15 protein-coding genes are annotated in these 17,908 nt (G+C 71.7%); 6 read left to right on the forward strand and 9 right to left on the reverse strand.

All coding sequences use genetic code 11. The features are described 5' to 3' along the window. Nucleotides 1-52: 52 nt before the first annotated feature. The 5 genes from ACGF0D_RS16925 to ACGF0D_RS16945 all read right to left on the reverse strand — a co-directional run bounded on the left by ACGF0D_RS16925 (nt 53) and on the right by ACGF0D_RS16945 (nt 4,264). Nucleotides 53-631, reverse strand: coding sequence for a TetR/AcrR family transcriptional regulator (locus tag ACGF0D_RS16925; protein WP_392882910.1), 579 nt, complete (start codon nt 629-631; stop codon nt 53-55). Between the two features lie 140 nt (nt 632-771). Next, nucleotides 772-1,515: a class I SAM-dependent methyltransferase gene (locus ACGF0D_RS16930; RefSeq protein WP_392882907.1), complete on the reverse strand. Its 744-nt coding sequence runs from the start codon at nt 1,513-1,515 to the stop codon at nt 772-774. An 80-nt stretch (nt 1,516-1,595) separates the two neighbouring features. After that, nucleotides 1,596-3,128, reverse strand: coding sequence for an MFS transporter (locus tag ACGF0D_RS16935; RefSeq protein WP_392916814.1), 1,533 nt, complete (start codon nt 3,126-3,128; stop codon nt 1,596-1,598). A gap of 85 nt (nt 3,129-3,213) precedes the next feature. Continuing rightward, entirely contained in the window at nt 3,214-3,660 is a 447-nt protein-coding gene (locus ACGF0D_RS16940; RefSeq protein ID WP_392916816.1) for an RrF2 family transcriptional regulator, read from the reverse strand. 97 nt (nt 3,661-3,757) lie between these two features. After that, nucleotides 3,758-4,264 carry a nuclear transport factor 2 family protein gene (locus ACGF0D_RS16945; RefSeq protein ID WP_392916819.1) on the reverse strand — a complete coding sequence of 169 codons (507 nt, stop codon included), beginning with the start codon at nt 4,262-4,264 and terminating at the stop codon, nt 3,758-3,760. Between the two features lie 187 nt (nt 4,265-4,451). Between ACGF0D_RS16945 and ACGF0D_RS16950 the strand changes: the two genes are divergently transcribed. Beyond that, nucleotides 4,452-5,237: an SDR family oxidoreductase gene (locus ACGF0D_RS16950; RefSeq protein ID WP_392916822.1), complete on the forward strand. Its 786-nt coding sequence runs from the start codon at nt 4,452-4,454 to the stop codon at nt 5,235-5,237. A gap of 91 nt (nt 5,238-5,328) precedes the next feature. On the opposite strand, the gene ACGF0D_RS16955 is transcribed toward ACGF0D_RS16950, so the two are convergent. Continuing rightward, nucleotides 5,329-6,117 carry an SDR family oxidoreductase gene (locus ACGF0D_RS16955; RefSeq protein ID WP_392882895.1) on the reverse strand — a complete coding sequence of 263 codons (789 nt, stop codon included), beginning with the start codon at nt 6,115-6,117 and terminating at the stop codon, nt 5,329-5,331. Between the two features lie 621 nt (nt 6,118-6,738). On the opposite strand from ACGF0D_RS16955, the gene ACGF0D_RS16960 reads away from it, so the two are divergent. Further along, nucleotides 6,739-7,971, forward strand: a complete 1,233-nt coding sequence (locus tag ACGF0D_RS16960) for a LuxR C-terminal-related transcriptional regulator (protein ID WP_392916825.1) — start codon at nt 6,739-6,741, stop codon at nt 7,969-7,971. 115 nt (nt 7,972-8,086) lie between these two features. On the opposite strand, the gene ACGF0D_RS16965 is transcribed toward ACGF0D_RS16960, so the two are convergent. Further along, entirely contained in the window at nt 8,087-9,073 is a 987-nt protein-coding gene (locus tag ACGF0D_RS16965; protein ID WP_392916828.1) for a helix-turn-helix transcriptional regulator, read from the reverse strand. 159 nt (nt 9,074-9,232) lie between these two features. On the opposite strand from ACGF0D_RS16965, the gene ACGF0D_RS16970 reads away from it, so the two are divergent. The 4 genes from ACGF0D_RS16970 (at nt 9,233) to ACGF0D_RS16985 (ending at nt 15,528) form a co-directional block, all read left to right on the forward strand. Beyond that, nucleotides 9,233-10,927, forward strand: a complete 1,695-nt coding sequence (locus ACGF0D_RS16970) for an MFS transporter (protein ID WP_392916831.1) — start codon at nt 9,233-9,235, stop codon at nt 10,925-10,927. 263 nt (nt 10,928-11,190) lie between these two features. After that, nucleotides 11,191-12,804 (forward strand): alpha/beta hydrolase, encoded by a 1,614-nt coding sequence (locus ACGF0D_RS16975; protein WP_392916833.1) that lies wholly within the window; start codon nt 11,191-11,193, stop codon nt 12,802-12,804. Between the two features lie 254 nt (nt 12,805-13,058). Further along, nucleotides 13,059-14,225 (forward strand): serine hydrolase domain-containing protein, encoded by a 1,167-nt coding sequence (locus ACGF0D_RS16980; RefSeq protein WP_392916836.1) that lies wholly within the window; start codon nt 13,059-13,061, stop codon nt 14,223-14,225. Nucleotides 14,226-14,343: 118 nt separating this feature from the next. Further along, the gene (locus tag ACGF0D_RS16985) at nt 14,344-15,528 is read left to right on the forward strand and encodes a serine hydrolase domain-containing protein (protein ID WP_392916838.1); all 1,185 of its coding nucleotides are present in this window, start codon (nt 14,344-14,346) and stop codon (nt 15,526-15,528) included. Nucleotides 15,529-15,709: 181 nt separating this feature from the next. Here the strand turns inward: ACGF0D_RS16985 and ACGF0D_RS16990 are convergent, their stop codons facing one another. Together ACGF0D_RS16990 and ACGF0D_RS16995 are read right to left on the reverse strand one after the other, a co-directional pair. After that, the gene (locus ACGF0D_RS16990) at nt 15,710-16,411 is read right to left on the reverse strand and encodes a response regulator (protein ID WP_392916841.1); all 702 of its coding nucleotides are present in this window, start codon (nt 16,409-16,411) and stop codon (nt 15,710-15,712) included. Next, nucleotides 16,408-17,643 carry a sensor histidine kinase gene (locus ACGF0D_RS16995; protein ID WP_392882878.1) on the reverse strand — a complete coding sequence of 412 codons (1,236 nt, stop codon included), beginning with the start codon at nt 17,641-17,643 and terminating at the stop codon, nt 16,408-16,410. The genes ACGF0D_RS16990 and ACGF0D_RS16995 overlap by 4 nt, the downstream gene beginning before the upstream one ends. Nucleotides 17,644-17,908 lie beyond the last annotated feature (265 nt).

A 17,908-nucleotide genomic window follows, 5' to 3' on the forward strand; every position in this document is an offset into this window, starting at 1 on the left:
AGAGAGAAATCGGGAAAGAGAGAAATCGGGAAAAGGGGTCGGCGAAAGGAGATCAGCCGACCGCGGCGGCGATCTCCGCCCGGACCACGTCGCCGGCGAACTCGACGGCCGCTTCCGCGGCGCCGGTGGAACCCAGGGTCGACCCGTTCACGTAGACACCGTCGATGATCAGCATGATCCGGTCGCCGAGCCGCTCCGGGTTCGCGGCCGAGGTCCTGCGCGCGAGGTCCCGCAGTTGCTCGCGCACGCGCCGGAAGTGCTTCACGGAGACCTGGTGCGCCGGGTGGTCCGGGTCGGGGAACTCCGCCTGGGTGTTGCGCAGCGGGCAGCCCCTGGCGTTCGGCGCCATGGCCCGGACCGCCCGGACCAACTCGACGAGCCGCTCCTCCGGTGACTGCACCGCGGCGCACACACCGGTCACGAGCCGGTCCCAGTCCTCGGCGGACCGCTCCAGGTAGGCCACCACCAGCTGGTCCTTGCCGGAGAACTCCCGGTAGAGCAACTGCTTTCCGCAGCCGGCCTCGTCGATGATCTGCTGCATGCCGACCGCGTGCACGCCCCGCTGGTCGAAGAGGTGGGCAGCGGCGTCCAGGATGCGCTCGCGGGTACCGGCAGCAGGTTTCCGGGCCATGGGCCGAGGCTAGCAGACCATTCGGTCCCGTCCCGGCCGAACACCGGTCGTCACGACCGCACTTGCGGCGCACCGCGGCCACCGTGCGCGGGCCCTGGGCCCTGGGCCGCGCCACCCGCGCGGCCCAGGACGACGGAGCCTCACCTGCGCCGCGCACGCACATGGGACATCGGTGTCAGCACCCGGCCGCGCTCGTCCACCCGGATCGCGTCCGGGCCCGGCCTGACCCCGGTGTCCGGGGCGCCCGCCGTACCCAGCTTGGCCAGGATCTCGCGGGTGAAGGTCGTCGCGAAGACGGCTTCGGCGATGTCCTCGATCTCCCAGTGCGGGCCGAGGTTCGCGTGCAGGTTGGCCTCGCTGACCAGGGCCTCCTCCGTGATCGGCGTCCCCGACGGCATGGACTCCGCGAAGCAGAACAGGTGCAGCGTGGCACCCGGCCGGCACACCCGGTGGAGCGCGGCGGCGTACGCCGAGCGCTGCTCGTCGTTCAGGCAGTGGTAGAGGCCGCTGTCGAGCGCGGTGTCGAAGTCGCTTCCGACACCGTCCAGTTCGGTGGCGTCCGAGGTCAGGAACCGCACCCGCGCGCCCTGGGCCCCGGCCCGCCGCGCCGCCTCCTCGATCGCGCTGGGCGAACCGTCCACGCCGGTCACCTCGTACCCCTGGCCCGCCAGCAGGATGGCGTTCTCGCCCAGTCCGCAGCCCACGTCGAGCACCTTGCCGCTGAAGCCTCCCGCGCGCGCCAGGTCCACCACGGCCCGCTGGGGCTCGCCGATGTCCCAGGGGATCAACACCTCACCGGGGGCGACGCCGTCGAAGGACGCGCGCCCCGCGTACAACGCCTCGTATTCCTTGTCGTCCTGGGAGAAAGTCCGCTTCGTGGTCATGCCGGTCCCCTTGTCGCTCGCAAGCTCGTCAACCAACACTCGGTGGATCCGGTGCGCCCCGGACGGGGCGAGTCGCGTTCCTACTGGACGTTGTTCACTTCCTGCGCCGACGCGGCCACCGGGGCCGCCTCGGCCTTCGCCGCGGCCTCGCTCTTCGCTCCGGCCTCGCCCTTCGCTCCCGCCTCGTCGTTCGCTCCGGCCGCGGCCGCCGCCGTGGGACGCATCCGGGACGCGACGACGAGCGTGAGGACGACGACCACGGCCATGGCCAGGAAGACGTCGGAGTAGGCCGCACCGTGGTGGCCGGAGAAGAGGGGGTTGATGGCGTCGCTGCCGCTCTGCTGCCTCGCGGACACCAGCACACCGAACACGGCCGGGCCGGTACCGGCCCCGAGGAACTGGGCGCCCTGGAGGATCCCGAGACCGACACCGACCTGCTCGGGCGGAAGTTCGCTCGCCGCGGCTCCGATGATGGTGGTCATCACGAACATGAAGCCGATGCTCAGCCCGAGGATCCCGATGCCGGCGAAGACCACCGAGGAGCCGCCGGTGAAGGACGAGAGGAACAGCGAGAACAGCCCGATGAGGCCGAGCCCGAAGATCACCAGGACACGCGCGTTGACGCGGCCGGCCAGGCGGCCGATCCACGGCGAGAGGAGCGCGGTCACGACGCCGGCCGGGATCATGACCAACGCGCCCTTGCCCGGGGTGAGTTCGTTGACCTCCACGAGCAGCAGCGGGACGAACACCAGACCACCGAGGTTGACGATCATCGCCAGGAACGCGACGAGGATGCCGGTCCGGTAGACGCGGTTGGTGAACAGCGCCGGCGGGACGAACGGCTGGTCGACCCGGACGGTGCGCACCCCGAAGACCACCAGCGCCACGACGGCGACCAACAGGCTGCCCCAGGCCAGCGGGTCGGTGAAGCCGGAGACCTGCGCCCGGGTCATGCCGAACAGGACGAGGCCGGCGCCGAGGCCGAGCAGGAGGCCGCCGGGGAGGTCGAGCCGGCCCGAGCCCTGCGGAGTCTCGTCCGGCAGTACGCGCAGGGCCGGGACGAGCAGCAGCAGCGAGACCGCGAGCATGATCCAGAACAGCGCGGGCCAGCCGAGCGCGTCCCCGATGCCGCCGCCCAGCGCCGGTCCGGCGGCGGTGCCGACGCCCGCACCGGCGGAGACGACGCCGATCCCGACACTGCGCCGCTCCGGCGGCAGCAGCGTCGTGACGGCGATGATCGAGAGCACCGGGATCGCGGCCGCGCCGATGCCCGTCACGATCCGCCCGGTCACGAGCACGGCCAGGTTCGGGGAGAGCGCGCAGATCAGGCTTCCGAGGGCGTAGGTGAGCAGCGCGAACGCGAAGAGCCGGCGCAGGCTCACCCGGTCCGAGATGCGGCCGTACAGGGGGATCCCGACGGAGAACATCAGCAGGAAGCCGGTGACGACCCAGGCGAGTTCCGCCTCGGAGGCGCCGAACTCGGACCCGATCGTCGGAAGCATCAGGTTGACCATGTCGCTGGCCGTGACCGTGGCGAGGATCGCCGGCATCAGGACGGCGAGTAAGCCCATCCCCGAGCCGGTCCGCTCGGTCGTTGTCGACGTGGAAGTCATTCCAGGCCCTTCGGGTGACTTATCCGCCACCATGATAGTTACAGTTAGGGCAAAAGGACGGCGGAGGCACTGCCTCCGCCATCGGTCAGCTGGTGACGCGTTGCGCGAGCTCGCGCTCACTGGCCAGCACTTGCCGGACGAGGTGGGCGATCGTCGTCCGCCCGAGCCGTTCCTTCATGGCCCGCTCCGCGTCCTGGAACTCCGCCTCGAGCAGCTTCTGCATGTTCCGCCCCACCTCGCACTCCGCGCTCGGCGGATGCGGGTGCCGCGACAGGATCGGCCCCGCCTCCACCGCGGTGTACGCGTCGTAGAGCGTGATCTCGCGGGCGGGCTTGGCGAGCGACCAACCGCCGTTGCGCCCCTCGGTGGACCAGACCAGGCCGGCGTCCCGCAGGCTGCCGAGGATCCGCCGCACCAGAACCGGATTGCTGGCCAGGCTCTCCGCGATCTCCACGGAGGTCAGCGAGTGGTCCCAGCGCCCCAGCATGGTGAGTGCGTGGATCGCGACCGCGCTCCTGCTGCTGATGCTCACCGTGATGACCCCTTCGCGACGGTCGCCTCGCCGATCCAACTGCAACCACGCTAGTAGCGGTTTTATCCACGTGTCAATCCGCCGCACGCGTGCGACCTCACCAGGGCCAGCGCCACTCCTTGTTCTGCGGAACCACCCAGTAGTGCTCCAGTTCGACACGCTCGAACAGCCACCGTCCGTCCTCGAACACATAGGTGTCGGAGAACCGGCCGACGCTCTGGTGCACCAGGTCCGCCCGGTCGAACCGGACGTGCTCCACGAAGAAGCAGGCGCCGGACGCCCGGTCGTCGCCCTCGACCTCCACCTGGTGGACCTGGTTGAAGTTCCTCAGGGCCACCTCGGAGGCGCCCTGGAGCTCGACCATCTTCGGCAGCAGCGCGCTGTAGTACTCCTGGATCGCCGCGCGCCCACGGGCGTCGCCGAAGCTTCCGTAGTCCAGGTGCGCGTCCTTCGTGAACAGGGCGCCGAGGCCCTGCCAGTCCCGCGAGTTGAGGCAGTGGTGGAAGGCGTTGCGCAGCTTCGTGAGCTCACGGACCGCCTCCAGCTCCCGCACTCTGGCCGACAGTTCGTCGATCCGTGCCGCCAGGTCAACCTCGTCCGCCATCGTGCATCCTCCCGAGCGCCTCGGATCCCGTTCCGCCTCGTGCCGGAACCGGACCGAGAGTCGCAGCCGCGGGACAGGCGTCACAAGGCCCGCACGCCTTTCCTGTGGTCGGCCCGCAATCCTCCAACTCCCCCGCGCGACTAGGGTCGAGCTGCAGGAACGCCGGCGACACCCGACGGGAGACACCGTGAAGCAGTCGAAGCGCATAGCCCTGATCAGTGGTGCGGGCCGCAACATCGGCGCCGCGACGGCCAAGGAGCTGGCCGGCCGCGGCTACCACGTGATCGTGAACTACCGGAGCGACGCCGAGGCGGCGGCGGACGTAGTCACGGAGATCGAGTCGCGCGGCGGCACGGCCGAGGCGGCGCAGGCCGACGTCTGCGACGCCGACCAGGTCGGCGCCCTCGTCGAGCGGGTGCGGGCCGACCACGGGCGCATCGACCTGCTGATCTGCAACGCCAACACCGTGACACCGCCCTTCGCCTCCTTCGCCGAGCTGAGCTGGGACGCGTTCGCCGCGAAGGTCAACGGGGAGCTCGCCGGCTCCTTCTTCCTCACCCAGCACGCGCTCGCCGTCATGCGCGAACAGCGGTCGGGTCGGATCGTCTACATCTCCAGCACGGCCTCGGACACCATCGGCATGGCCCTGCCCCACTCCGTCGCCAAGGCGGCGCTGAACACCTTCAGCCGCCACATCGCCGGCATCGCCGCCGAGTACGGGGTGACCGTGAACACCGTCGCCCTCGGCGCCGTGCACACCGACGCCACGGCGGAGTTCAGCGAGGAGTTCTGGAAGTACACGACCGACCGCTCGGTGGCGGCACGCCCGGTGGAGCCGGCGGACGCCGCGCGCGCCGTGGCCCTCGTCGCCGACGACGGCTTCGCCTTCACCTCCGGCCAGGTGATCCGGGTCGACGGCGGCTTCGAGGTCCTCGACCAGCAGCTGCACCCCCTGGCGCACAGCTTCCGCTGACGGCGCTCCCGTGGGGCCGGGCGCCGGCGGCCGGCCCCACGGGACGCCCGGTGCGCGGCGGGCACCCGGCGCGACGCGAGCGCCCGCGGGTCTACTCGAAGTGCCGCACCATCGGGTTGAGTTGCCGGTCCAGGACCTCGAATCCGCCGTCCACCCGGATCACCTGGCCCACCGATCCGCTGAAGTCCTCGTCGGCGAGCATCGCGATGCTGCGGGCCGCCTCGTCGGCCTCGAGCAGCCGGCCGGACGCCGACCGGCTCTCCATGAACGTGCGGAGGTCGTCCGTCATGACACCCGCGGTGGCGTCGGTCCGCACCGCGCCGAAGGCGACGGTGTTGACGACGACCCCGTACTGGGCGGCGACTCCCGCGACGTGCCGACTGAAGGTGTTGAGCGCGGCCTTGGCCGTGGAGTGGGCCGCGACGGTGCCGATCGAGTCCGCCGCGGTGCTCGAGACGTAGACGATCCGGCCCCTGCGCTCCTCCACCATGGCGCCCAGCACGGCCTGGGTGAGGAAGTACGCTCCCGCCAACTCCCCGGTCACCTTCCCGATGAAGTGGTCCCAGGAGAGCGTGAGCAGGGGCTCGAACGGCGGGTTCACCGTGTTGGCGTTGCAGACCAGGGCGTCGAGGCGACCCCGGTCGGCGCGGACGCGGTCGAGCATCCCGGACACCTGCCCGGGGTCGCAGACATCGGCCCGCAGCGCCTGGGCCGATCCGCCCGCGGCCTCGATCGAACGCACCACCTCCGCTGCCGCGTCGGCGTTCTGACGGTAGTTCACGACCACGTGGTAGCCGCGCCTTCCCATCTCCCGCGCGGTAGCCGCTCCGATCCCGCGGCTCGCACCGCTGATCAGCACCACCCGCTGTGACTGCTCCACGTTTCCTCCCTGGTCCTGGGCGTCCGGGTCTGCCCGTCAGGCGACCTTGGACCCGGACCGGCCGCGCTGTCTCTACGGGTCTCCACCAGATTCCCCGCCCCTCCCGCGGCCCTCCCCCATGACCCCGCGGGGCTCGACGCCTTACCGCTTGTTTACCTTTTGACAGAAGCTTCGTATCGTGACATGATTCCCACACCGGGGCGTGGACCGATCGGTCCAGTATCAATAGAGATTCACCGCGCGGAGCTTTCAGAGCCAGGGGCCGCTCTCGGCAAGAGGGTTCACCCAAGGGCGGGGCGGCGGCCTCGTTACATTTTCCGACCGATATCACCGTCAAATCCCCTGCCGGCACCGGGGGCACGGCCCAGGTCGTGACTTCCCCGTTTCGCCGAGCAGTTCCCAGCCCGACCTCCGCCGACGGCCATCAATGGCGATGCCGCAGATCCCGAGGTCAGCCGCGGGCGGCCGGCCCGACGCGCCCCAGTCCGCGTCGTGCTGTGAAGTGGCACCATTCGTCAGCTATGGGGGTGGCAGAAAATGGCCGGAGACGATAGGAATTGCCAAACCACAAAGATCGCTACCAGAACCGATGAGGCCCCCGCGTTCCCGACGGCCAGGAACGTGGCGAATACCTACGTACCGGGAATCCCCCTCACCGAGAACCGCGCACTCCTGCCACCCGACGAGTTGAGTCTCGCCCTGAGCACCATCGAGTTCGCGAATCGCGGAGTCGACCGCGTGATGGTCAACGAGCAGGCCAAATGGCTGCTCGACACGGCGGAACCGCACCGGAACCCGCACCGCGCCTGGCTCGCGATCCTGGCCCTGCTCTACGCCGGAGACCTCGAATCCGCCGACGCGCAGTGCAGGAGGCTCAGGGACGACCCCGCGTGGACGGGCTCGGCCCCGCGCCGGGAACTGCTCACCCTGCTGCGGGCGCGGAGCAGCCTGCTCGCGGGGAAGGCCTGCCAGGCCGCGGACATGCTCCAGACCATGCTCGATCGCGGCACGTCCACGCAGTCGGCCTGCCTCGCGATCGCCTGGCTTATCGAGGCGCTGGTCCACCTCGGCGAACTCGACCGGGCGCACCAGGTACTGCTCGACAGCAAGCTGGCCGGCCCGCTCGACCCCGACCTGCCGGACCGCGCCCACGTCCTGGCCGCCCGCGGGGCCCTCCACCTGGCCGGCGGGCAGTTCCGGCACGCCATCGACGACTACATGGCGTGCGGCTGGGTCCTCGACACCTGCTTCGTCGTCAACCCCGCGGTGATCCCCTGGCGTTCGAGGGCCGTGTTCGGGGCGCTGGGCATCCGACGGTACGACCTGGCACTCGCCCTCGCCGAGGAGGAACTCATCGCGGCGAGGAAGTGGGGATCGCCGCGCGGCATCGGCATCGCCCTGCACGCCGTGGGCGTGGCACGCCGGGACGACACCTCCGTCGCCGCACTCGAGGAGGCCGTGGCACTGCTGGCCCAGGGCCACGCGCGCACCGAGTTCATGCAGGCCCTCTACGACCTCGGCATGATGCAGATCCGGCGCCAGGACGTGTCAGCGGGCCGCAGGCGGCTCGTCGAGGCGGCCATGGTCGCGTACGAGTGCCGCAACGCCTTCTGGCAGAAACGCGTCCGCTTCGCCCTGGAACGCCTCCAGGCCCCCGCCAACACCTCGAAGCTCACCCGCCAGGAGGAGAAGATCGCCTACCTGGCCCGCGCCGGACACAGCAACCGGCACATCGCCCAGATGACCTGCCTGACCGTCCGAACCATCGAGTTCCACCTCTCCAGCGTGTACCGCAAGCTCTCCATCTCCGGCCGCCGGGAACTCGTCACCGCACTGATCTCCGTCCCGTCCTGACACCCCACCCCACCGGGCGCCCCCGCCGCCCCGACCCCGGCGGGGGCGGCGCCCGGAACCCGAAGGAGTAGTGCAGGCAGATCCGCCGTCCGGAAGTACTCAGGCAGCCCGTCGCCTACCGGCCGTCCGTGATCAACCGCCCGCAGTCCGCGAGGCGGCCGATCACCTGGCGCGCCGCCTCGGCGAGTTCGGGTGGGCCTTCGACGGTGAACCGGCAGTTGAAGGTGACGAGGAAGCCGATGAGCGCCGACCAGGACCACGCCCCCATCCGGATCCGGGTGATCCGCTCGTCGATCGCCTCGAAGCTCGCCGCGCCCGGAGCCCACTTCGCCACCAGCGTCGCGGGGCACTCCATCAGGACGGTGCCCCAGCACGGCCAGGTGTCCGCGGTGTCCCCCCGGTCGGGCTGGCTCTGGACGAAGCTGGTGATGTCCGCCTCCGGCACTTCCCGAGGACCGAACCGCCAGGCGGTGGAGGCCAGTTGCCCTATGCGGTCGAGCCGGTAGGTGTGCCAGGAGTTCCTGCGCTGGTCGTACGCCACCAGGTACCAGCGACCGGACCAGACGACGAGTCGATGGGGTTCGGCCAGGACCTCGTCGTCCTCCACCGGGTCGCGGTCGATGGACCGGTAGACGAACCGCACCAGCTCGCGCTGCTGCGCGGCGACGCTCAGCTGCGCCAGCAGCGCGGGATCGACCTGGGGCGGGGCCAGCTCCCAGGCGTTCTCGATCTGCTCGATCGAGAAGGTCGCCAGCCTGCGGGCCAGGTGGGGAGGCAGGAGCTCCTTGATGGAGTTCAGCGCCCGCTTCGTGGCGTCCCCCATGCCGGTCACCGAGGCCGGAGCTGTCTGCAGGGCCAGCGCGATGGCGATGGCCTGCTCGTCGTCGACTATCAGCGGGGGCAGCCGCGCTCCGCGGGACAGCCGGTAGAAGCCTGAGGGGCCCTTGCGCGCCGTGACGGGATAGCCCAGTTCGCGCAGTCGGTTGATGTCGCGCCGGACCGTCCGCGGGGACACCCCCAGCCGCTCGGCCAGACCGTCACCGGTCCACTCCTTCTGGGCCTGAAGCAGGCTGAGCAGTTCCAGCGTTCGGTTGGCGATCACGGACTGCCCTCCGGGTCGGTGTGAGTAGAGGTCAGAATACGTCCTCTTCTTCTGGCAGGGTGCCAGTGGCTCGGAGGCGGGACGCCTCCCCGGCACCCCAGTACCTCGCCCTCGGCGACGGAACCGGGTGCACCCCATCGAACAGAACGGAGGAACGCTGTGTCCGAGAATCCGGCTCGGCCCTCACCCACCAACCGGGACGCGTGGTTGGGCCTTGTCGCCATTTCCCTCGGTGTCTCGCTGGTGGTCGTGGACTTCACCATCGTCAACGTGGTGATGCCGCCGATTATCGACGACCTGGAGATCTCGGCCTTCGGCGCTCAGTGGATCCAGGAGTCCTACGCGATCATCCTGGCCGCCCTGCTGCTGGTGATGGGCCGCTTCTCGGACATCCTGGGAGCGCGCAGGCTGTTCGTGGTCGGGACCGTGATCTTCGGGCTGGCCGGCATCGCCGCGGCGGTGTCGCCCACCGGGGAACTGCTGATCGCCGGCCGGTTCGCGCAGGGTGTCGGTGGCGCGATCATCATGCCGACCTCGCTGGCGCTGCTCAACCTGACCTTCCAAGGGCCGGACCGCGGCAAGGCGTTCGCCATCTGGGGGTCGACGATCGGGGCGGCCGCCGCGGTCGGACCGCTGCTGGGCGGCTGGCTCGCCGACTACTCCTGGCGGTGGGCCTTCGGCATCAACATCGTGGTCGTCGTGCTGATCCTCGTCGGCATCATGAAGTTCCTCCGGCCCTCCCCCCGCCAGCCGGGACGGATCGACGCCATCGGCTCGGTGCTGTCGGTACTGGGCCTCGGACTTCTCGCGTTCGCGCTGATCGAGGGACGCAACTACGGGTGGTGGGAACCGCGCAAGGACTTCGGTCCCTTCGGGGACGGCACGGGCCTGTCGGTCATCCCGGTCGCCCTGGCCGTCGCGATGGTGTGTCTCGCCCTCTTCCTGTTCCTCCAGGTACGGCTCACCCGGGGCAACGGTACGGCGCCGCTGATGGACACCTCGCTGTTCGGCATCAAGTCCTTCAGTACGGGCAACATCGCGACACTCGTCATCGCCCTGGCCGAGTTCGGCATGCTCGCCGTGCTGCCGCTGTGGCTCCAGTACGCCCTGGACTACTCCCCGGTCCAGACCGGGCTGCTGGTCTTCGTCGTCGCGGTCGGCAGCTTCTTCGCGAGCGGCGCGAGCTTCGGCATGGCCCAGAAGACCGGGCCGATCCGCCTGGTCCGGATCGGCCTGGTCCTTGAGGCCGCCGGCCTGCTGATGTTCGGCCTGCTGGCCGGCAGCGACTCCCAGTGGTGGGTCATCGCCATCGCCCTGTTCCTGTACGGCATGGGGGTAGGCTTCGCCACCGCCCAGGTCACCAACGTCGTCCTGGCGGACGTGCCGCCGCGGCAGGCCGGCCAGGGCTCCGGAATCCAGAGCGCCGCGCGCCAGCTCGGCTCCGCACTCGGTATCGCGGTCCTGACCTCGACGTTCTTCACGGCACTGGCCTCCGACCTGTCGGACCGGCTCGTCCGGCAGGGAACACCCGAGGCCGCCGCCGACCAGCTGTCCTCGGCGGTCTCCGACAGCGCCGGCGCGATGATCTCCGGGCTGGGCGACAACCCGCAGACGGCGTCCGCCGCCGACGCCGCCCGCGACGCCATGTCCCACGCTATTCAGATCAACGGCTACACCTGTGCCTCGCTGCTCGCCCTCGGCATGCTGGCGACCTTCCTCATCCCCCGGCCCAAGCAGGGCGCCCAGCAGTGGGGAGAGGGCAACCCCGCCGACGCGGCGCCGGGCACCGACCACACCGGCCGGACGGCCCCACGGAGTCCGGCCCACAAGACCCACGACGGGCAAGCGGCGTGAAAGGAGAGCGCAAGGTCGACCACCGGGACGAAACTACGACGCAATACGAACTCTGCACCATCCAAGGACAGTTCGGCGTCTACGCTGAAGTACTTGTACCGCAGAGCCGTCTCCATGACGGCCTCGGGGTCCAGGTGCTTCGCTTCGTCCCGGGTGCTCCACCACGACGAATCCGGCCCGGGGACGGAGAAGGAAAGGCTGATCACAGGGGCTCTCCTCCGCTGGTTCTGCGGGGAAGAGGTCCACGTCGCCGAGGAGGCCTCATGCCCGACCCCCAGCGCAGCCGCTCCGCTCCCGCCGCCCGACGGCCCCGGATCCTCCGGCGCACCGTCGCGGCCGGCCGCGCCCTCACGGCCGGCCTCGCTCTCACGGCCTGCCTGACCGCGCCCGCCGCCGCGACCCTGCCCGCGCAAGCCGCGGAAGGCCTCGCCCGGGGGCTCGACCGCTACTACGGGCAACACCTCGACTGGCACGGCTGCGTCCTGGGCCCGGACGACCAGGACGGTGCCGCACTCGAACGGGCCGGCGCCCGCTGCACGGACGTCACCGTGCCGCTCGACTACGCGAACCCCGGCGGACGCACTGTCACGCTGGCGCTCTCCCGGATCAAGGCCACCGACACCCGCCACCGGATCGGCGCGCTGCTGCTCAACGACGGCGGCCCCGGCAGCCCGACGCTCGGCGCACCACCCCGGGTGCACGCCGCCCTCAAGGAGACCGCCGACCGCTTCGACATCGTCGGGCTGGACCCGCGCTTCGTCGGCCGCAGCGCGCAGATCGACTGCGGTTGGCCCGTCGGCTTCAGCATCCAGTCCTCCGGGACCGGCCGGGCGGGCTTCGAACGCCAGGTCACTCTCCAGCGGGACCTCGCGGCCAGGTGCCGCTCGGCGGCCGGCGATCTGCTGCCGTACGCGAGCACCCGCGACACGGCCCGGGACCTGGACGTGGTCCGGGGCGCGCTCGGCGAGCGGAGGATCTCCTACCTCGGTCTGTCCTACGGCACGTACCTCGGCACGGTGTACACCCAGATGTTCCCGGGCCGCGTCGACCGGATGGTCCTGGACAGCGCGCTGGACCCGGGCCACGTCGGCCCCGCGCTGGTCCCGAGCCAACTGCCCGGGCTCGAGCACGCGTTCGCCGACTGGGCGGACTGGACGGCGGCCCGCCACGGCACGTACGGGCTCGGCCGCACCCGCGAGGAGGTGACCGCCGGGATCCTGCACACCGTGGAGACGGCCGCGAACCGCCCGCTCGTCGTCGGCACCGGCGCCGACGCCTTCGAACTCGACGACTCCCGGGTGCCGTTGCTGCTCTTCGCGGGGCTCCAGGGCGACTCCGCCCCGGAACGGGCCTCCCTCGCCGAGCAGGTGGCGATGCTCGCCGAGGCTGCGGCGGGCCGGCCGGTCACCCCGACCGCGGACACCACCGCCCTGCTGCAGTTCCTGTTCAGCCCGCAGGGGTCGCCGGCCGGCAGCGCCATGCAGGCCATCGCGTGCGCGGACGGAACCGCGTCCCGCGACCCCGAAGACTACTGGCGCGAGATCGAGCGCAGTCGCGCCGAGAGCCCGCTGTTCGGCCCGCTGCTCGACAACATCACCCCCTGCGCCTTCTGGGACCGCCCGCGCGAGGCGCCCACCCAGGTGCTCCGCGACGCCCGGGCGCTGATCCTCTCCGCCACCGGCGACCCCCGCGCCCCCTACCGCGGCGGCGTCGCCCTGCACGACATGCTGCCCGGCTCGCGCCTGCTGACCCTCCAGGGCGCCAACCAGCACCAGCTGTACGGGATCTACGGCAACGCCTGCGTGGACGACACGGTCAACGCCTACCTGGCCGGCGGACGCCTTCCGGACACCGACCCGACCTGCACCCGCCAGTAGCCGGCCGCCTTCGGTGCGGGCCCGCGGACGCGGGGCGGCCGGTGTCCTGTCGTGGGAGAGGAGTGCGAGCACTCCTCTCTTGCCGGGGTCGATCGGCGCCCCCGGCCAGGAGTACGGTCCTGGCCGGGGGCGACTCCCGGAGTCTGCTCCCGGGCGCGGTTTCGTCCTGGGCGCGGACGAACTCCCCTGCCCCCGAATGGTCCTCTTGATGAAGGCCGGGAATCACCGGCGCCATTCATCGGAGGGGTCCTTTCGTGTACGAGCACGCACCGCACAGCCGTTTCCCGCTCTCCCGCCGCGGCGGCCGGCACCGGGCGGTGGCGGTCGTGACCGCCGTGGCCGCCGGGGTCATGGCGGCCGGGGCGCTGGCACCGACCGCGGCGTTCGCGGGCGGCAGGCCGGACAGTGTCCAGTCGGGCCTGAACGCGCTGGTGAAGGACGACGGCGTGCCCGCCGCGCTGGCCTCCGTCAAGGGCCGCGACGGCCGCACCCGCAGCTACACCGCCGGCGTCGGCGACCTCGCCACCGGAGCCAGGGTCCCCGTGGACGGGCAGGTCCGGATCGGCAGCAACACCAAGCCCTTCACCGCCGTCGTCGTCCTCCAGCTCGTCGCCGAGGGAAAGGTGGGCCTGGACTCCCCCGTCGAGACCTACCTGCCGGGCCTGCTGCGTGGCGACGGCATCGACGGACGCGTCATCACCGTCCGTCAGCTGCTCCAGCACACCAGCGGCCTGCCCGAGTACGTGAACAAGGACATGATCCTCGCCGGACCGACGCGGTACTACGAGCCGCGCGAACTGCTCGACCTGGCCCTCGCCCAGAAGGCCCACTTCGCCCCGGGCGCGCACTGGGAGTACAGCAACACCAACTACCTGATGGCGGGCCTGATCGTCCAGAAGGTCACCGGGCGGCCGCTCGGCGAGGAGATCAACCGGCGCATCGTCGACCGCATCGGCCTGCGCCACACCTACTTCCCCACCCCGGGGGACATGGGCATCCGCGAGGCCCACCCCAAGGGCTACCACCAGGAGGCCGACGGCTCGTTCCGCGAGTACACCGAACTGGACCCGTCCTGGGGCTGGGCGGCGGGCGCCGTCGTCTCCACCAACAGCGATCTCAACGCGTTCTTCGGCGCGCTCCTCGGCGGCCGGCTCCTGCCCGCGGCGCAGCTCGCCGAGATGCGCACCACCGTCCCCGCCGAAGGAATGGACCCGGGGATCGGCTACGGACTGGGCCTGATGAGCATGCCGCTGTCGTGCGGTGGCGTGTACTGGGGCCACGGCGGGACCATTCCGGGCTACGAGAGCTCCGGGGGCGCCACCGACGACGGCCGCGCCATCAGCCTCACGGTGACCGTGATCCCGGGTGACACGGTCAAGAAGCACGTGGGGGCCACCGTGGACTCCGCCCTGTGCCGCTGACCTCCCTCCCCGATCCGGCCTGAGCATCCGCGCCGGTACGACCGGCGGGTTCTGCGCGCACCTGCGCGCAGAACCCGCTCTCCCCACCGATTCCCTTTCGCAGCACAGGAGTTCCTCCGTGAACGAGCACGTACAGCACGACCGGGCCGACCGGCGCCGCCACGGCGGGCGCGGCCGGCGCGGGTTGGCGGCGGCCATGGCCTCGCTGGCCGTCGGCGTCGTGGCGGCCTCGGCGGTGGCGCCGACCGCGGCGTTCGCCGGCGGCAGGCCGGACAGCGTCCAGTCGAGCCTGAACGCGCTGGTGAAGGACGACGGCATGCCCGCCGCGCTGGCCTCCGTCAAGGGCCGCGACGGCCGCACCCGCACCTACACCGCCGGCGTCGGCGACCTCGCCACCGGAGCCAAGGTCCCCGTGGACGGGCAGATACGCGCCGGCAGCAACACCAAGGCGTTCACCGCCGTCGTCGTCCTCCAGCTCGTCGCCGAAGGAAAGGTCGGCCTCGACTCGCCCGTCGACACCTACCTCCCCGGCCTGCTGCGCGGCGACGGCATCGACGGCCGCGCCATCACCGTCCGCCAGCTGCTCCAGCACACCAGCGGCCTGCCCGACTACATGGAAGACCCCGCGGTCTCGGACTTCGCCGCGATCCAGTACCGCTACTTCGAGCCCCGCGACCTCCTCGACGGCGCCCTCGCCCAGAAGGCCCGCTTCCCCGCCGGCACCGAGTGGGAGTACAGCAACACCAACTACATCGTCGCCGGGCTCCTCGTCCAGAAGGTCACCGGACGGCCCGTCGGCGAGGAGATCACCAAGCGCGTCATCGACCGCATCGGCCTGCGCCACACCTACTTCCCCACCCCCGGGGACATGAGCATCCACGAGGCCCACCCGCACGGCTACTACCGCAGCTCGCCGGACGCGGCTCCGGTCGACTACACCGAGGCGGACTCCTCGGCGGCCTGGGCGACGGGGGCGATCGTCTCCACCAACACCGACCTCAACGCGTTCTACGCCGCGCTCATCGGGGGCCGGCTCCTGCCCGCGGCGCAGCTCGCCGAGATGCGCACCACCGTCCCCGCCGAGCTCCTGGGCCCGGGGGTCCGCTACGGGCTGGGCCTGCAGAGCAAGCCGCTGTCGTGCGGCGGCGTCCTCTGGGGCCACGGCGGCACCACCGCGAGCTACCGCTCCCGCAACGGGGTCACCGACGACGGCCGTGCCGCCGCCATCACGGTCACCACCATCCCGGGCGCGGTCGCCGCGCAGCACATGGCGGACGCCCTGGACGCGGCCCTCTGCCGCTGACCCACCCTCGGGGTGCGGTGCACGCCCAGGCCCCGGCAGTCACGGAACGTCGGAACGACTCCGTGACTGCCGGGGCCTTCTGCCCGCTCTCCCTCAGCCCGTCAGCCTTCTGCGAGGCCTCCCGGCCGGGCCCGACCCGGTCCTACCCGACCCGTTCCGACCCGGTCCTACCCGACCCGCTTCAGCCCGCCGGGTTCGCGCCCCGGGCCTCCACCAGGCCCGACTCGTAAGCCGCGATCACCGCCTGGGCGCGGTCGCGGACACTCAGCTTGGCGAAGATGCTGGTGATGTAGTTCTTGACCGTGGAGACGCTGATGCCCATCGCCGACGCGATCTCGGCGTTGTCGAGGCCGGTGGCCAGCAGGTGCCACACCTCGACCTCGCGGGGCGTCAGTTCGCCGAAGTCGGACACCGGCACCGGCGACGGCGTCCGCGGCAGGCGGGGCGTGGTGACGTAGGTGGAGATCAGCCGGGTGAGCAGGCGCGGAGCCACCGCCGCCTCCCCGGTGTGCACGGTGCGCACGGCCGCCGAGAGCTCCTCCGGGGAGACGTCCTTGGGCAGGAAGCCGGAGGCGCCGGCGCGCAGCGCGGCCACCACGTACTCGTCCATGTCGAAGGTGCTCAGCGCCAGGACCCGGCATTCGGGCAGCTCCCGCGCGAGCCGCTCGGTCGCCTGGACGCCGTCGAGAACCGGCATCCGGATGTCCATCACCACGACATGTGGCCGGTGCAGGTGCGCGAGGTCGACCGCTCGCTGCCCGTCGTCCGCCTCGGCCACCACCTCGAACGCCGGGTCCGGTCCCAGGATCAGGGCCAGGCCCCGCCGCACCAGCGGCTGGTCGTCCGCGATCAGCACCCTGATCCGCTCCGGGGTTCCCGTCATCCGAGCCGTTCCTCTCCGCCGCCTGGCGCCACCGGCAGGCTGGCCACCACCCGGAAGCCACCACCGTCGACACCGCCGGCCACCATGCTGCCGCCCTGCAGCGCGACGCGTTCGCGCATGCCGATCAGACCGTACCCGGAGCGGCCCGCCCTCGGTGCGGCCGCACCGCCCGCCCCCGCCAGGGCTCCCACCAGGGCGTCGGCCGGCGTGCCGGCGCCGTTGTCGGACACCTCGACGGTGACCCGGTCCGGGTGGTACGTCAGCAGGACCCGCGCCTGGGCCCGGCCGGCGTGCTTGCGGGTGTTGGTGAGGGACTCCTGGACGATCCGGAACACCGCCAGGCCGGTGCTCGGCGGCAGCGGACGCTCCTCCCCCAGGACGGCGAACTCCGTGGGCAGACCGGCCCTGCGGGACTCCTCGACGAGCCCTTCGAGGTGCCCGACGCCGGGCTGCGGCGCGGCCGGCGCCCCGTCCGCCTCCTCCGGCGCGTCGCCCGCCCGGAGCACGTCGAGCAGTTGGCGCATCTCGCGCAGCGCCATCCGCCCGGAGCCCTCCAGCGTGACCAGGGCGTCGCGCACCACCTCGGTGTCACGCCCGAGGTTCGCTCGAGCGCCGCCGGCCATCAGCTGCATGGTGGTGATGTGGTGGGCCACGATGTCGTGCAACTCCCGTGCGATGCGGCGCCGTTCCTGCGCCACCGCGCGGTCGGCCAGCAACCTGCGCCTGACCTCCACCTCCTGCTGCCAGCGCTTCAGCACCTCGGCGGCGCTGATGACCAGCGCCGCGGCGAGCACGTTGGCCGCCACGTCCCCGACCGGAGGGGGCAGCGGATGCCCCGGGCCCACCAGGGGCACGGCGACCGCCACCAGGCCGGCCGGCGCCGCCACCGCGATGCCGCGGGAGCGGGCCACGGCGAACAGCGCGACGCACAGCGTGCAGTTGAAGTGGTGCGGCACCGGCCCGCTCAGGTTCAGTGCCAGGCCGAGGGCCAGCACGACCGCCAGTGACGCCAGCGGGTAGCGGCGCCTGGTGAGCAGCGGCATGGCCGCCAGTACGAGCAGGACCAGCGCGGTCAGGGCGACCGGCCGGCTTCCGTCCGGACCGCCGAGCCCGTAGCCGAGGAGGTCCAGGGCGGCCGCCCCGACGGCCAGCAGTCCGTCACTGGCCGTCCAGGGCAGGCCGTCGGTTCTCGGCGACGGCGGCGGGGGCGGGGGCTCGTGGTGCGTCGACATGCTGGTGCTGGTCCTTTCTGTGGCCGGTCGGCACTGGCCTCCGCCGGTTCACCGCGACCGTCGTCCGTCCTACGTGAGCCGCGTTCCCTGTGCCACGAGCCGGGTGCCGGGTGCCGGGTGCCGTTCCCGCGACGGCCCGCGGCCCCCGGGAGAAAGCCTCCGCGGCCCATTCTCGCAGCGGCCCCCGGACCCGGGCAGGTACCCCGGACCGATCCCCGACCAGGCCCCTGGTCCTGGTCGGGGCCGTGTACCGGGCCCGGGTCCC

This window comes from Kitasatospora sp. NPDC048298, from assembly GCF_043201465.1.
Classification (GTDB): domain Bacteria; phylum Actinomycetota; class Actinomycetes; order Streptomycetales; family Streptomycetaceae; genus Kitasatospora.

Excerpts from the sequence above, each read along its gene's own strand:
- ACGF0D_RS16925 (WP_392882910.1), bottom strand. The coding sequence starts at position 631 with ATGGCCCGGAAACCTGCTGCCGGTACCCGCGAGCGCATCCTGGACGCC.
- ACGF0D_RS16930 (WP_392882907.1), bottom strand. The coding sequence starts at position 1,515 with ATGACCACGAAGCGGACTTTCTCCCAGGACGACAAGGAATACGAGGCG.
- ACGF0D_RS16935 (WP_392916814.1), bottom strand. The coding sequence starts at position 3,128 with ATGACTTCCACGTCGACAACGACCGAGCGGACCGGCTCGGGGATGGGC.
- ACGF0D_RS16945 (WP_392916819.1), bottom strand. The coding sequence starts at position 4,264 with ATGGCGGACGAGGTTGACCTGGCGGCACGGATCGACGAACTGTCGGCC.
- ACGF0D_RS16975 (WP_392916833.1), top strand. The coding sequence starts at position 11,191 with ATGCCCGACCCCCAGCGCAGCCGCTCCGCTCCCGCCGCCCGACGGCCC.
- ACGF0D_RS16990 (WP_392916841.1), bottom strand. The coding sequence starts at position 16,411 with ATGACGGGAACCCCGGAGCGGATCAGGGTGCTGATCGCGGACGACCAG.
- ACGF0D_RS16995 (WP_392882878.1), bottom strand. The coding sequence starts at position 17,643 with ATGTCGACGCACCACGAGCCCCCGCCCCCGCCGCCGTCGCCGAGAACC.